The organism is Limosilactobacillus kribbianus, assembly GCF_026413145.1.
GTDB lineage: Bacteria > Bacillota > Bacilli > Lactobacillales > Lactobacillaceae > Limosilactobacillus > Limosilactobacillus kribbianus.
This window is the reverse complement of sequence record NZ_JAOVYZ010000022.1, coordinates 1-13,269: the sequence shown is the minus strand read 5'-3', so window position 1 is coordinate 13,269 and position 13,269 is coordinate 1. Positions and strand designations below refer to the sequence as shown.

Annotated in this window: 14 protein-coding genes; 9 read left to right on the top strand and 5 right to left on the bottom strand. The window is 51.5% G+C overall.

The window, feature by feature from the left end; genetic code table 11:
- Nucleotides 1–83: 83 nt before the first annotated feature.
- The gene (locus OCT58_RS06010) at nucleotides 84–938 is read left to right on the top strand and encodes an SDR family NAD(P)-dependent oxidoreductase (RefSeq protein ID WP_267201977.1); all 855 of its coding nucleotides are present in this window, start codon (nucleotides 84–86) and stop codon (nucleotides 936–938) included.
- Nucleotides 938–1,501, top strand: coding sequence for a sugar O-acetyltransferase (locus OCT58_RS06005; protein WP_267201976.1), 564 nt, complete (start codon nucleotides 938–940; stop codon nucleotides 1,499–1,501). Before OCT58_RS06010 ends, OCT58_RS06005 begins: the two co-directional genes overlap by 1 nt.
- Before the next feature lie 69 nt (nucleotides 1,502–1,570).
- Here OCT58_RS06005 and OCT58_RS06000 read toward each other — a convergent pair whose 3' ends face one another.
- A complete protein-coding gene (locus OCT58_RS06000; protein WP_267201975.1) occupies nucleotides 1,571–2,038 on the bottom strand; it encodes a universal stress protein in 468 nt (155 codons plus the stop codon).
- Between the two features lie 209 nt (nucleotides 2,039–2,247).
- Here OCT58_RS06000 and OCT58_RS05995 point away from each other — a divergent pair, with 209 nt between their 5' ends.
- Nucleotides 2,248–2,709 (top strand): Lrp/AsnC family transcriptional regulator, encoded by a 462-nt coding sequence (locus tag OCT58_RS05995; protein WP_267201974.1) that lies wholly within the window; start codon nucleotides 2,248–2,250, stop codon nucleotides 2,707–2,709.
- 75 nt (nucleotides 2,710–2,784) lie between these two features.
- Here the strand turns inward: OCT58_RS05995 and OCT58_RS05990 are convergent, their stop codons facing one another.
- Nucleotides 2,785–4,065, bottom strand: a complete 1,281-nt coding sequence (locus OCT58_RS05990; protein WP_267201973.1) for a cation:dicarboxylate symporter family transporter — start codon at nucleotides 4,063–4,065, stop codon at nucleotides 2,785–2,787.
- A 228-nt stretch (nucleotides 4,066–4,293) separates the two neighbouring features.
- Here OCT58_RS05990 and OCT58_RS05985 point away from each other — a divergent pair, with 228 nt between their 5' ends.
- Complete coding sequence (locus OCT58_RS05985; protein WP_267201972.1) at nucleotides 4,294–5,868, top strand: amidohydrolase; 1,575 nt, start codon at nucleotides 4,294–4,296, stop codon at nucleotides 5,866–5,868.
- A gap of 21 nt (nucleotides 5,869–5,889) precedes the next feature.
- Nucleotides 5,890–6,501 carry a DedA family protein gene (locus OCT58_RS05980; RefSeq protein WP_267201971.1) on the top strand — a complete coding sequence of 204 codons (612 nt, stop codon included), beginning with the start codon at nucleotides 5,890–5,892 and terminating at the stop codon, nucleotides 6,499–6,501.
- A gap of 48 nt (nucleotides 6,502–6,549) precedes the next feature.
- Here OCT58_RS05980 and OCT58_RS05975 read toward each other — a convergent pair whose 3' ends face one another.
- Genes OCT58_RS05975 through OCT58_RS05965 form a run of 3 tightly spaced genes read right to left on the bottom strand, consistent with a single transcriptional unit; the run spans nucleotide 6,550 to nucleotide 10,271 of the window.
- Nucleotides 6,550–7,542 (bottom strand): LacI family DNA-binding transcriptional regulator, encoded by a 993-nt coding sequence (locus OCT58_RS05975; protein WP_267201970.1) that lies wholly within the window; start codon nucleotides 7,540–7,542, stop codon nucleotides 6,550–6,552.
- Nucleotides 7,543–7,593: 51 nt separating this feature from the next.
- Nucleotides 7,594–9,042: a UDP-glucose--hexose-1-phosphate uridylyltransferase gene (locus tag OCT58_RS05970; protein ID WP_267201969.1), complete on the bottom strand. Its 1,449-nt coding sequence runs from the start codon at nucleotides 9,040–9,042 to the stop codon at nucleotides 7,594–7,596.
- A gap of 50 nt (nucleotides 9,043–9,092) precedes the next feature.
- A complete protein-coding gene (locus tag OCT58_RS05965; protein ID WP_267201968.1) occupies nucleotides 9,093–10,271 on the bottom strand; it encodes a galactokinase in 1,179 nt (392 codons plus the stop codon).
- A 219-nt stretch (nucleotides 10,272–10,490) separates the two neighbouring features.
- Between OCT58_RS05965 and OCT58_RS05960 the strand changes: the two genes are divergently transcribed.
- Genes OCT58_RS05960 through OCT58_RS05945 form a run of 4 tightly spaced genes read left to right on the top strand, consistent with a single transcriptional unit; the run spans nucleotide 10,491 to nucleotide 13,046 of the window.
- Nucleotides 10,491–11,462 carry an SGNH/GDSL hydrolase family protein gene (locus OCT58_RS05960; RefSeq protein ID WP_267201967.1) on the top strand — a complete coding sequence of 324 codons (972 nt, stop codon included), beginning with the start codon at nucleotides 10,491–10,493 and terminating at the stop codon, nucleotides 11,460–11,462.
- A gap of 32 nt (nucleotides 11,463–11,494) precedes the next feature.
- The gene (locus OCT58_RS05955) at nucleotides 11,495–12,286 is read left to right on the top strand and encodes a tyrosine-protein phosphatase (RefSeq protein WP_267201966.1); all 792 of its coding nucleotides are present in this window, start codon (nucleotides 11,495–11,497) and stop codon (nucleotides 12,284–12,286) included.
- Nucleotides 12,287–12,299: 13 nt separating this feature from the next.
- On the top strand, nucleotides 12,300–12,806 hold the full coding sequence (locus tag OCT58_RS05950) for a YbhB/YbcL family Raf kinase inhibitor-like protein (protein ID WP_267201965.1): 507 nt from the start codon (nucleotides 12,300–12,302) through the stop codon (nucleotides 12,804–12,806).
- Nucleotides 12,807–12,821: 15 nt separating this feature from the next.
- Nucleotides 12,822–13,046: a hypothetical protein gene (locus OCT58_RS05945; RefSeq protein ID WP_267201964.1), complete on the top strand. Its 225-nt coding sequence runs from the start codon at nucleotides 12,822–12,824 to the stop codon at nucleotides 13,044–13,046.
- Nucleotides 13,047–13,269: the final 223 nt, after the last annotated feature.

The window sequence follows — 13,269 nt, the reverse complement described above, 5'->3', positions numbered from 1 at the left end:
GTTGACTTAAACCATGGTTTAACTTGTAGTATAGCACTTGTAGAGAAGAAAACAGCAAAAAGAGTTTAACAAAGGAGATCTTGATGATGAGTAAAACATGGCTAGTTACCGGTACCCACACCGGCTTTGGCAAGCAGTTAGCGATTCAATTGGCCCAGCACGATGACATCAATCTCGTCGCCACCTCGCGGAAGGCCGGGCAGCTGGACTACCTGGACCAGTACGACCACGGGCAAATCGCCAAGGTGATCCTCGACGTCACTAAGCACGACCAGGTGGTTGCCGCTGTCAGGAGTGCTACCGAACGCTTTGGCGGCATCGACGTCCTGGTCAACAACGCCGGGCTCGGCTACTTCGGTACCTTTGAAGAATCTAACCTGGAAGACGTCAAGTACATGTTCGACGTCAATGTCTGGGGCCTGGTTGATATGACCCGTGAGACACTACCGATTATGCGAAAGCAAAAGTCCGGCGTGATCGTCAACTTCTCGTCGATCGGTGGTCTCTACTCCTTCCCGACCCTCTCCTTCTACCACGGCACCAAGTACGCCGTCGAAGGGATCACGGGCTCGATCGAAGAGGAAGTCAAGGATCTCGGCATCAAGACCATGCTGGTCGAACCAAGCGGCTTCCGGACCGACTGGGCGGGGCGGTCATCGCACAAGACGATGCCGACCCACGATGACTACGAGCAGTTCACCAAGTTCATCGATGACATGGCCAACGGCGCCCACCACGAGCCCGGCGACCCAGTGATGGCCGCTGAAATCATCATTGATCAGGTCACCAACCACAGCGACCAGCTGCCAACCCACCTGCCGCTGGGCAAAATCTCTTCGGACCTGGCAACTGACAAGTACACCAAGTTGCTGCAACAATTTAAGGATGAACGTGAATTGTCACTCTCTGCTGATCGTCCAGAAAGGAATGATAACTAATGTCTGAACTCGACAAGCTCGAAGCGGGCGAATGGTACAACTTCGGTGCTCCCGAGGTAGCAGCCCGCAAGCTCAACGCAGCCACCCTCGCCCAGGAATTCAATGCCATCCCTGAAAACGAGGCAGCCAAACAGGAGGCCAAGGCCCGCGAGATCCTCGGTTCCGCCGGAAAGAACCTGGTGATCCACTCGAACTTTAATTTCGACTACGGCAAGAACATCCACGTCGGCGACAACTTCCTGGCCAACTACAACCTGACCGTCCTGGACATCACCCCGGTGAACATCGGTGACAACGTCTGGATCGGCCCGAACACCGACATCTACACCGTCAATCATCCCCTGACGACCAAGGGACGGCGGAAGCGCCTGGGGATCGGCAAGCCGGTTACCATCGGCAATGACGTCTGGATCGGTGGCCACTCCACCATCTGCCCGGGAGTCACGATTGGCAACGGGGTCGTTGTGGCTGCGGGATCGGTCGTCACCAAGGACATCCCGGATAACGTCGTCGTGGGCGGTGTCCCGGCCAAGGTGATCAAACAGATTCAACAAGAAGGCTAACCAAAAAATCATCCGTGCATCGAAAAACGATTCACGGATGATTTTTTAATTCAGACTATAATCAGACGCTTAGTCCTTGACCTGATCCACATCGGTCCGGACAACCAGGACGTCAACCGGTGCATTCCGCTTAACATAGGAAGTAACTGAGCCCATAACCGCCCGCTGCATCCGGGAAAGACCACTAGCACCCATGATGATCATGTCGTTATGGTGATCGTGTGGGAAGTCGAAGGAGATGATGGTCTTCGGGTTCCCCAGCCGAATGTGGATGTCTAAGTTGTCAAAGTCATCCTTGGTTTTGGCGGACTTCAGCAAACCGTCCAGGTATTCCTTGGACTTGTCAACCAACTGGTAAGCAATGCTGCCGTCGGACATTCCGGCGAAGTTGTAGGCCATCGCCCGGGTGTCAATAACGTTTAAGATATCAATGTGCGCCCCGTTCCGCTTAGCAACAAAGATTGCCCGATGCAGTGCCTGCTCGGATTCCTTTGAGCCATCAACTGGTACTAAAATGTTTTGATATTCTTGATCCATAATATTGAGCCTCCACTTCATACAGCTTTTGTATATATTGTAACATTATTTGTAGCGCTTACGGAACTCTGCTTCTTGGATCGGGAAACTTTTTTCAAAATTGACTTTTGCGCAAAAATCCCCTACAATTTGAAGGTATATTAAACGTTGATTAGAAAATTAACTTTTTATCATCTTATGAAACAATTGATTGAGTGAGGCTAGTACTTATGGATAAAATTGATCGGAAAATTGTCAACCTACTACAACAGAATGCCCGGGCCTCATTAAAGGATCTCTCCAAGGAGTGCTTCATTTCCTCGCCAGCCATTGCCGCCCGGATCACCAAGCTGGAACGGGCCGGCATTATCACCGGCTACCACTCCAGCATTAACATGGAACAAATCGGGTTCCACGTCCGGGCCTTTATCCAGGTCCAACTGGAGCCTCGTCAAAAACAGGAATTTTACCCGTATATTCAAAGCATCCCCAACGTGATCGAGTGCAATTGCGTTACCGGCGACTACTCTGAGATCATGGAGGTCGTCTTCCCCTCAACTACCAACTTGGATGATTTCATCAACACCATCCAGCAACGCTTTGGCAAGACTAGCACCCAGATCGTCTTCAGCACCAGCGTTGAGCACCGCGGGGTCGAATTGCAGGCACCGGAACAAGAAAATAAAGAATAAGTAAATCGCCACCGTGAGCAATCAACTCGGGTGGCGATTTTGTTTTTTACTTATTTTTTATCTTTTTTATCTTTTTTATCTTTTTCCATAATTATCCAGGTACTCGTTGTACTGCTTCCGGTCCAATTCACCTTCGGATTCACCGATGACCAGGGTGGCAATCGAGTTGCCGACCACGTTGACCGCCGTCCGGCCCATGTCGACGAAGCGGTCAATTCCGGCGATAAAGGTCAGCCCGGCCATTGGTACCCCAATCGTGGAGACAGAGGCCAACAGGACGACGAAAGACGCCCCTGGTACCCCAGCCATCCCCTTACTAGTGATCATTAAGACCACCAGCAAAGTAATCTGGTGAGAAAGGGACAGGTGCAAGCCGTACGCCTGGGCCAGGAAGATGGCGGCCAAGGACTGGTAGATCGCCGACCCGTCCAGGTTGAAGGTGTAGCCGGTCGGAATGACGAAGGAGGTAATCCCCTCGCTCACCCCCATCAAATGGGTCTTCTTCATCAGCCGTGGCAACGTTACTTCGGAACTGGCGGTGGTGAAGGCCAGGACGATTTCTTCCAAGATCACGTGCATCGTCTTCCAGTAACGCAGGTGGAAAAGGTGGGCCGTAATGCCGAGGATGACAATGATGAAGATCAGCATCGTCAGGTAGGCAATCAGGATAAAGTAGCCCAATGGTAGGAGGGCCTTCAACCCCATCTCAGCCACAGTCATCCCGATCAGGCCAAAGACACCGATGGGAGCCAGTTTCATAACCCAGTTGGTAACCTTGAACATGACCTCGGCCACCCCGTTCAAGACGTCGATCAAAATCTGGGCCTTCTCCCCGACGGCAGCGATTCCCAAGCCAAAGAGGACTGAGAACAGGATCACCGGCATCATATCCCCGTCGGCCATCGACTTAAAGATGTTCGTCGGGATAATCGACAAGATCAAAGGCCAGAAGCCGCTGTTGTGGGCGGCTGACTTCGCCGTCGACATGTACTGCGAGATGTCCGTCGCGTGCAGGTCATGGATATTGATAAAGGTTCCCGGGTGGGTCAGATTGGCCATCGTGATCCCGAGAATCAGGGCAATCGTCGTTAAGACTTCAAAGTAGATGATCGTTTTTCCACCGATCCGCCCCAGTTTCTTGATATCCCCGATGTTGGCAATCCCGACCGTCAGGCAGGAAACCACGATCGGCATAACGATCATTTGGATCAGCCGAATAAAGATGGTTCCCAGACTTTGCATCGCAACAATCGCGTTTTGATTATGGTAGGACAGGACCCCACAGATAATCCCGAGGACCAGGCCAATCATAATCTGCCAGCCCATGCTGAGCCGGCTAAAACGGTAATTTTTCACTTTTTCATCCAACCTCTCAGATAGTCTTGTTCTACTTTAGCACATCTCAGTCCATTTTTTGCAAAAATTTAACAATTTGTCATTAAAATCCGAACGGTTTAAAATCACTAGTCAGCATGCATTCACTTTTTATTTTACACAGGTGAAAGCGATTTATATTTCGGTAAAGTCAGGTAGGATTATATTTAGAACTGCTAATAAAAGCGCAAAAGAAATGAGGTTATTCAGATGACAACCACTTATGTTAACGGAAAAATTTTTCTGGGAACCGACGAAACCAGCTTTGCGGACTCTATGATTATTGACGCCGGCAAAATCAAAGCCGTGGGTACCGCACTGGCACCTGAGGGAACGGTAGTCGATCTGCACGGCCAGACTGTCCTCCCCGGCCTGATCGACTGTCAGACCCACCCCAAATACATCGCCGACGCCCTGCACGGCACAGCCTGCACCCCGCCAAACGTCAACAGCATCAAGGAAATGCAGGAGGCCCTCCGCCAGTCGCCAAGCTTCGGTAAGGGCCCTGACACCTGGATCGAGGGCTGGGGCTTCGATGAAACCAAGCTAGCTGAGCACCGCAGCCCTAACCGCGATGACCTGGACGCCGTCTCCACGACCCAACCGATCTTTATCTATCGTTCGGACTGCCATTCTTCAGTCGGCAACTCTAAGGCCCTGGAACTCGCTGGAATCGACGAGCACACTCCCGACCCGGTTGGCGGCAAGATTGAACGCTTCGCCGATGGCCGGCCAACCGGCTTCATGCGAGAAGTAGCTGCTTCCCAACTATTGATCCGGGCCAAGTCCGCCCAGAGCTACGAAAACGACGTCACCAACATGGTCAACAGCTCTAAGCACTACCTGGCAAACGGCCTGGTAGCAATTGGCGAAATGATGGGGCGGATGAAGCCCTATACCACCCTCAGACTCTACCAGGACGCCGTGAAGGCCGGTTTCACCCCCAAGACATCGATCTACTACGTCTTCGATGAACTGGATCCAGAGGCGCCGCTCACGCCCAGTGGTGACCAACAACTGCGGGTTGCCGGCATCAAGGTCTTCATGGACGGCAGCATCTCCGGTGAGACGGCCTTCAACAAAGAACCCTACCCGTCCGGCAAAATGGGCGTCAGCCTAACGAGCGTGGAAAAGCTCAAGCAGGAGGTGGCCTTTGCTCAAAAAAACAAGCTCCAGATTGCCATCCACGCGATGGGCAATGCCGCCATCCAACGGGTCATCGACATTACCAAAGACCTGCAGCCATGGTTGCCGGATATGCCATCAGTCCGGATCGAACATGCCTCATTGATGACCGATGAGATGTTTGCCCAAATCGACGCCAGTCCAATGAATTATGCCCTGGTCACCCAGCCAATCTTCTACTTTGCCGAAGACGAGTCCTACCGGAACTACCTCTCGCCAGAGCAGTTCAAGACCGCCTACCGGGTCAAGACGATGCTGAACTCCTCTGCCCTGCTCGGTCTGAGCTCCGATGCCCCATGTACGCCCTGGGCGGAACCTGACAGTCCCTTCTACAGCATCTATGCGGCGGTCACCCGGAAGGCCGCTAATGGCGACGTGGTCAACCCTGAGGAGGCGATCACGGTGCCGCAGGCAATTCTCGGCTACACCCGGGACGCAGCTAAGATCGGTGGCTTTGATCAAAATGGAACCCTGACGGCCGGCAAGGATGCCGATTTTGTAATTTTGAATAAAGATATCTTCACGACCGCGCCAGAAGAGCTGAAAGATGTTAGAGTTAGTGAAACATGGATCGGTGGACAAAAGGTCTACCAAAACTAATTTTCGATAGGAGCGTGCTGAATGAACGCGTGGATCACCACCCTCATCAACCACTATGGCTACCTAGCCATCACCCTTTTAATTGCCCTGGAAAATATCTTTCCACCCCTGCCCTCTGAAATCATCCTGACAATGAGTGGCTTTCTTGCCACCAAGAGTACACTGACAATTGGCGGCATAATTTTCAGCGCCACCCTGGGCTCACTAATCGGTGCCCTAATCCTCTACGCGCTGGGCCGTCAACTCACCGTGGCCCGACTGGGAAGCATGCTTGCAAGTCGGCCCTTCCGGCTGCTCGGCTTTCGCCACGACGATGCCCAAAAGGCGGTCAACTGGTTTAACCAGCATGGTACCGGTGGAATCCTGTATGGTCGATGTATTCCCGTCATCCGCAGCTTGATCTTGATTCCAGCGGGAATTGCCCAAACGCCACTTCCCCGCTTCTGCCTGCTGACGACAATCGGAAGTGCCGTCTGGAATACTATTCTAGTTGGCCTCGGTGCCTGGGTAGGCAAGTCATGGGCAAAAATCGTCGTTATCTTTGATCAGTACACCACGGTGGTGCTAGTGATCATGACGTTCATTGCTGCCTATTCTCTGTATCGGTGGTACCAAAAGCGAATTAAAAAATAACAAAAGGCCCCGTTCACGTTGCTGCGAACGAGGCCTTTTGTATTGGTTTTATTTAGTTGTTTGACGCTTAATCAAGTGGGTACCGACAACGGTCTTGCATGGGTCGTTGTCCGGGTTTTGCAGGCGCTTAATCATCATGTCCACGGCAGCATGGGCCATCTCATCGGTAGCAACGTGGACAGCCGACATGCTTGGGTAGACATACTTGACTAGGGCCGTATCATTGAAGCTAATCAGTGCCAGCCGGTTGGGAATCTCAATTTTGGCTTCCTGAACCGCCTTGAGGGCCCCGACTGCCATCGGATCATTGGCAATAAAGATCCCGTGGGGCAGCCGATCACCAAGCTTGGCGATCGCCTCTTTCATCACCTGATAACCGGACATCGAGGTGTAGTTGCCGGCAAAAATATACTCCGGATGATAGAGGTTGCGTTGGCGCAGATCACTTTCAAAGTAGAACAGCCGCAGGTCAGGAACGATCTCGTTATCGGTCGTCTTTTCCGTCCCCGCCAGCATTCCGATGTCGTCAATTCCTTCATCCAAGAATTCGGAAATGACTGAATGGACCGCATTTTCAAAGTCGGGCACGAGACAGTCGTAACCAGCAGCCAGGCTGTCATAATCGACGAAAACAATGTTGGGAGTTACCAGCCGCAATTTTTTGACCTGGGAGTCACTGAACTTCCCGATCGCGATCACGCCGGTAACATCCTGAGGAATATCCTCCATATTGTTTTGGTAGATTGGCACCGTCTGGAGACCCTTTTGCTGGGCGGAGCGTTCAATCTCCATCCGAATGGCCATGTAGTAGAGATCATCGAGCTCCTGGGTCAGCGAATACCACTGCACAACCGCGATCTTCTGCACCCGGTTGTTTTGGGAACGCTTGTGCTTTGTGTAGTTAAAGCGTTCCGCAGTGTCTAAGACCCGTTGCCGCGTCTTTTCGTTGACGGAAAGGGTCGCGTCATTATTAAGAATCCGTGAGACGGTTGCAATCGAAACACCCGCTTTATTCGCAATGTCGCGCAACGTTACTGCCATTCTTAATTCAACCCTTTCCGTTTTAACTACAAACTATTTTACCAACTTTTACTATAATTTTTCAACAAAGCGTTCCCAGCCGGCTTGACCCGCGGCGTCATCCTTGAAGACACCGGCGTTTTCAAGCACGTTGGCAAAGACATTGGCCAGTTCTTGTTCCATTACTTCGTCCACATTGTCCTTGGTAATGGTCATCTTGGCCTGGATTTCCTTGGCCCACGGCAAATGACTGTCGGCAATCTGGTTGTCTTCACCGAGCCAGAACTTCTTGACCTCGGCCAATTCACTCTTCAGCCGTGCTGGTAGGATTGCCCGACCCATGACTTCGATCAGACCAATGTTTTCCTTCTTGATGTGCCAAAGCTTTTCGTGTGGGTGGAAGATGCCCAGTGGATACTGGTCGCTGGTGTTATTGTCACGCAGAACCAGGTCGAGGACAAACTTCTTGCCATCGCGGTGCATAATTGGCGTCACAGTATGGTGGCGAGTATCACCGTCGAAGGCCTTGATGTTTAAGCTCTCGTCGCTGTAGTGATCCCAAACGTTGATGATGTGGGTCCCGAGGTCAATCAGTTGTTCCGTATTAGCACTGGTCAGGCGAATGTCGCTCATTGGCCAGTTAACAATACCTGCTTCAACATCTGGAAAGTCCTTGAATTCAAGCGGCTTCTTGATCTCGGCCTTCATCATTGGGAAGCTGTGTCGGCCACCTTGGTAGTGTTCGTGAGCCAGCATGGAGCCGCCGACGATTGGCAGGTCGGCGTTGGAGCCAACGAAGTAAGCAGGAATTTGCTTCTCAATCTCGACCAGGTTGATCAGGGTCTGCCGATTGATGTGCATTGGTTCGTGCTTGCTGTCCAAGAAGATGCAGTGTTCATTGAAGTAGGCGTATGGTGAGTACTGGAAGCCCCACTTGTGACCGCCGATCATCATCCGAATGACCCGGTGGTTACTCCGGGCGGCCTGACCTAAGCGCCCCTTGTAGCCTTCGTTTTCCATGCAGAGGGCACATTGCGGGTACTTCTTCTTAGTATCGTGGGCAGCAGCAGCAATGGCCTTTGGATCCTTTTCCGGCTTCGAAAGGTTGATGGTGATTTCTAGATTGCCGTACTTGGTTGGCTTGTCAAAGACAACGTTCTTCTTGATAGCTTCGACCTTGACGTAGTTGTTGCTGGTACACAGGTTGTAGAACCAGTTGGTTGCCGTGTCCGGTGACTGCTGGTACTTTTCCCAGAATTCGTGGTTAACAACGGACGGACGTGGTGTCATCAGATCGTACAGCTGATCGTTTAAGATTTCGCGGGCCGTCTGACCATCTTCGATCTTGCCGCGTGAAACGGCCAGGTCAACCAGTTGGCTAACCAGGGATTTCCCGTCTTTTGCTTCAACGTCTTCATCACCGACAAAGCCACGGATCTTGTTCAAAACGTAGATCCGGTCCAGCGGTTCATAGGCGCCGCTTGCAATGACCTTATCAGCATATTCTTCCATTAACTTCATTGAATCTCGTTCCCCTCATTTTCAGCGTTCAAACAACTAAATCTGAATTATTAGAGCTTGTGTGGGCCGTCGACAACTTCGGCATCGTAGAAGCTGGCGTCATAACCAATCTTGTCCCGGTAGATCTTGCCGATGTTCTTCTTGAATTCGTCAGCAGCGGACTTCTTGACGATCGCAATAGCGGAGCCGGCAAAACCACCGCCGACCATCCGGGCACCCAGGCAGCCTGGTTGTTCCCAAGCGTTTTCGGCCAGGGTATCCAGTTCCTTCCCGGTGACTTCATAGTCGTACTTCAGGGAAACGTGAGAAGCGTTGATCAGGCGACCGAGCTCTTCCAGGTCACCCTTCTGCATTGCGTCAATGGCCTTCTTGGTCCGTTCGTTTTCGCTAACGGCGTGACGGGCACGACGAATCAGGGTGTCGTCGTTGATCAGGTAGGTGTATTGGTCGAAGGTGTCGAGGTCAATTTCACCCAACTTCTTGATGTCGAGCTCCTTGCTCAGGCGCTTAACAGCCTCTTCACATTCCTGAACCCGCTCGTTGTACTTGGAGCCGGCCAATGAGTGGGTCTTGTTGGTGCTCATGATGACGATTTCGTAGTCACCGAGTTCCAGTGGCAGGTACTTGTATTCCAGGGTGTTGCAGTCGAGGTAGATGGCGTTGTCCTTCTTCCCCATGCCGACAGCAAACTGGTCCATGATCCCGGAGTTCAGACCAACAAAGTCATTTTCCGTCTTCTGACCGAGCTTAACCAGTTCGATTTCGTCGATGTCGAGGTTGAATTCTTCCTTCAGCAGGTTCCCCATCAGCATTTCGATGGAAGCAGATGAAGAAAGGCCAGAACCATATGGCAGGTAACCATGGATGTAGAAGTTGAACCCGTGGTCAATCTTGTAGCCGCGTTGCTTCAGGTAAACCAGCATCCCCTTGAAGTAGTTAACCCACTTCTCGTCCTTGGCAGTTTGTGGTTGGTCATCATTGATGTCAAAGGTGATGATCTTACTGTTTTCTTCCTTGGCGGAGTTAGCGGAGTAGATGGCCACCGTGGTGTCCTCACGCGGACCGTAAACCCCGTAAGTACCAATACTAATAGCACATGGGAAAACGTGCCCACCGTTGTAGTCGGTGTGTTCACCAATCACATTGATCCGGCCTGGTGAGAAGAAGACGTCCTTGCCGTTTTCGTTGAAGACCTTTTTATATTCATCTAAAAATTGTTGTTTATCCATCACAATAACCTCCATGCTTCAATCCAACAGATTGTAAAACAAGTGTAGTAAACTTTTACTAAATCTAATTTAGTCTTCTTTACCCGATTTGTCAATAAGCGCTTACATTTTTATTTTGTAATTTTTGCAAGCGCTTTCGTAAAATGCCGCCAGACCGTCCATTTATCAGGGCTTTGTGGTACCATACTTAAAATTAAGATTTGCGAAAGAAGGATCATTATGCAGAATTATTCCCCACAACAACTGCTTCCGCTTGCCAGCCGAACCGGCCGCTGGACCATTAAAGATTTTTCCGATGGTCCGGTCCTCTATACGACCAATCTGGGAAGCATACTCCGCTGTCAGGTGACCAACAGCCACCACCTTGTTGTTAACGTAGCGAACCGCCATGCTCAGCTCGGTCCCAGTCAGCAATATGCTATGCGGCTTGATGATCAAGCCTGGCAACGGTTCCCAGCCAGCTGTGGCAGAGCCGACTTCACCATCGGCCCCGACTCTCACACGGTTGAGATCATGACCGCGGGCAACAGTGACCTTGATGCGGTCTGGAGCGGTGACCAAGGCTTTGCCATTCGTTCCATCGAAGTTGACGATATCGGACAAATTTCGATGGCACCGCTACGCCCCGTTGTTGATTTCATCGGCGACTCGATTACGGCTGGCTGCTGGATCAATGGAAAGCACGCCGCCATTGACTACCGGCCCGAAAGCAACTATGCGGCCATTGCGGCTGACCTGCTCGACGTTGATAGTGTCCGAATTGCTTATTCTGCCGGCGGGGTGCTCCGCCCAGCCACTGGTGGAGTACCAGTGGCCAGCGGCTTTTTACCCCGGATCGACCAAAATACCTGTTGGCAGCCCAATCGTCCCCAGCTCGTGGTGATCAACCTTGGCGTAAATGACCGCCGATTCACCGCTGCTGACTTTGCCACCGCCTACGAGGCCTTTATCAAACAAGCGTTGGCAACCTTTCCCGCCGTTTTGCTCATCCTGCTGATCCCGTTTAGCCAAAGTTTTCGCTCGCAAATCACGGCAATTGGTCATAAATATCAGCTCCCGGTCATCGATACCGTCGACTGGTGCCCGTCTTTCACTGACGGCCTCCATCCCGACCAGGCGGGATCTTGTGCGGCTGGCAAGAAGCTGGCCATGGCTTTGGCCCCATTTTTAGGTAAAAATGGTTTAGAATAGGAACTAATCATCTTAATGAAAGAAGGATCACAATGCCAGAACGTTTACTTGACATTCATAGCGGCTACAATTTCCGCGACCTGGGCGGTTATCAAACCACCGACGGCCAGACGGTGAAGTGGCGTCGGCTTCTCCGTACCGGATCGCTGGCCGAACTTGACAACCAGGACCTGACCAAACTCGCCCAGATTCCCGTAACTGTTGATATCGACCTGCGGGGCTTTGCCGAAATTAGCAAGGATCCTGACCGCGTCCCCGCTGGTGCCAACTATTACCACCTGCCCGTCTTCGTCGAGGACGAGACTGACGCTTCGCATAGTGATACGGAGATTGCCAAGCGAATGAGCAAACCCGGCAACGGCTACCGGCACATGTTGGAGGTCTATGAGCGAATGGCGACCATGCCGAGTGCTAAGAAGGCTTACCAGGAAATGTTTGCGCGCCTGATCGCGAATGAAACGGGGGCGGCCATCTTCCACTGCACTGCCGGCAAGGATCGGACAGGAATGGCGGCCTTCCTGCTCCTTAGCGCGCTGAATGTTCCCCGTGAAACAATTCTGCAGGACTACCTGCTGACTAACCAGGTAACAAAAGACTTTCGAGAACAATGGCTGGCCCAGATGCGTCAAAACCTACCCCAGGGCCCGGCAACCGATGTCCTGATTAACAACCGCCGTGAGCTGGCCTCCGTCAATTCTGATTACCTTACCAAGGCGATCACAACGATCGAAGCTAACTATGGAAATGTTCACCACTACTTGACCGACTACCTCGCAATCAGCCCGACGGAACTAGCGCAGCTGCGACATAATTACCTTGAATAGGAGATGAGTTTTCATGAAAATTTCTGTACCTCTTAAAAATGGCCTGCTAGCGGACGAGTACGGCAAGTACGCTCCCGCTTCTGCCATGCTAGCTGACCATCCGATCAAGTCTTTTCCGATTTTGATCAGTGACGCTCCGGTCGGCACAAAAGCGTTTGCCATCGTCTTCGTGGATTTCGACTCCACCCCGGTCTGCGGATTTACCTGGATTCACTGGCTGGCCACTAACATTCCAGCAAATATGACCGAACTTCCGGCTGATGCCAGCCGCCAGCTTGCTGACCAATTTGTTCAGGGGCGTAACAGCAACGCCGGACGATTGGTCAACGGCGATCCGCAGATCATCAATGGTTATGTCGGTCCTCAGCCACCAGATAAGACTCACGACTACACTCTGATTGTTTACGCACTGGATACCATGTTGCCACTGGAAAATGGCTACTGGCTGAATGATTTTCGCCGTGCTGCTCACGGTCACGTCCTCGATCGTGCTAAAATAGACTTACCAAGTCGCGCGTAGAAAGGGGAGAATAGTATGGAAACACGGATCTTTTTCAATCCTGGCGATTCAATTGCCAACATCCATGACTACAACGAGGCCGTGCGCAAGGGCCAGATTTTCAAGCGAGAACGCCGTAATGATGACCTGGTGATTGCCAAGGGGCCCGACGATGAAGAATACGCCATCTTCTATGCCAAGGATGCCGCCAAAGAGCCTGGCAAGGGTCAAAAGCCTTACGATATTAAGAACACACTATAAAATTAAAGGCCGGTCTGTCGGGAGCTTCCCGGCAGACTGGCCTTCTTTGCAACTAACAGTTAAATCTCATATACTAAAGGCAACGCCTGCAAACGATTTCAAGTCATGTGGTAATAAGTCAAGATAAAATTATCACTGACAAACTTGTTTTGACCAGATTTTTGACGCACTTAAATAAGCCTTGGTACCAAGGTGTTTTAAAAGCTAAGCGTCGAGAATCAAT

Excerpts from the sequence above, each read along its gene's own strand:
- OCT58_RS05965 (WP_267201968.1), bottom strand. The coding sequence starts at position 10,271 with ATGGATAAACAACAATTTTTAGATGAATATAAAAAGGTCTTCAACGAA.
- OCT58_RS05955 (WP_267201966.1), top strand. The coding sequence starts at position 11,495 with ATGCCAGAACGTTTACTTGACATTCATAGCGGCTACAATTTCCGCGAC.
- OCT58_RS05970 (WP_267201969.1), bottom strand. The coding sequence starts at position 9,042 with ATGAAGTTAATGGAAGAATATGCTGATAAGGTCATTGCAAGCGGCGCC.
- OCT58_RS06010 (WP_267201977.1), top strand. The coding sequence starts at position 84 with ATGATGAGTAAAACATGGCTAGTTACCGGTACCCACACCGGCTTTGGC.
- OCT58_RS05975 (WP_267201970.1), bottom strand. The coding sequence starts at position 7,542 with ATGGCAGTAACGTTGCGCGACATTGCGAATAAAGCGGGTGTTTCGATT.
- OCT58_RS06005 (WP_267201976.1), top strand. The coding sequence starts at position 938 with ATGTCTGAACTCGACAAGCTCGAAGCGGGCGAATGGTACAACTTCGGT.
- OCT58_RS05950 (WP_267201965.1), top strand. The coding sequence starts at position 12,300 with ATGAAAATTTCTGTACCTCTTAAAAATGGCCTGCTAGCGGACGAGTAC.
- OCT58_RS05960 (WP_267201967.1), top strand. The coding sequence starts at position 10,491 with ATGCAGAATTATTCCCCACAACAACTGCTTCCGCTTGCCAGCCGAACC.
- OCT58_RS06000 (WP_267201975.1), bottom strand. The coding sequence starts at position 2,038 with ATGGATCAAGAATATCAAAACATTTTAGTACCAGTTGATGGCTCAAAG.
- OCT58_RS05945 (WP_267201964.1), top strand. The coding sequence starts at position 12,822 with ATGGAAACACGGATCTTTTTCAATCCTGGCGATTCAATTGCCAACATC.
- OCT58_RS05985 (WP_267201972.1), top strand. The coding sequence starts at position 4,294 with ATGACAACCACTTATGTTAACGGAAAAATTTTTCTGGGAACCGACGAA.
- OCT58_RS05995 (WP_267201974.1), top strand. The coding sequence starts at position 2,248 with ATGGATAAAATTGATCGGAAAATTGTCAACCTACTACAACAGAATGCC.
- OCT58_RS05980 (WP_267201971.1), top strand. The coding sequence starts at position 5,890 with ATGAACGCGTGGATCACCACCCTCATCAACCACTATGGCTACCTAGCC.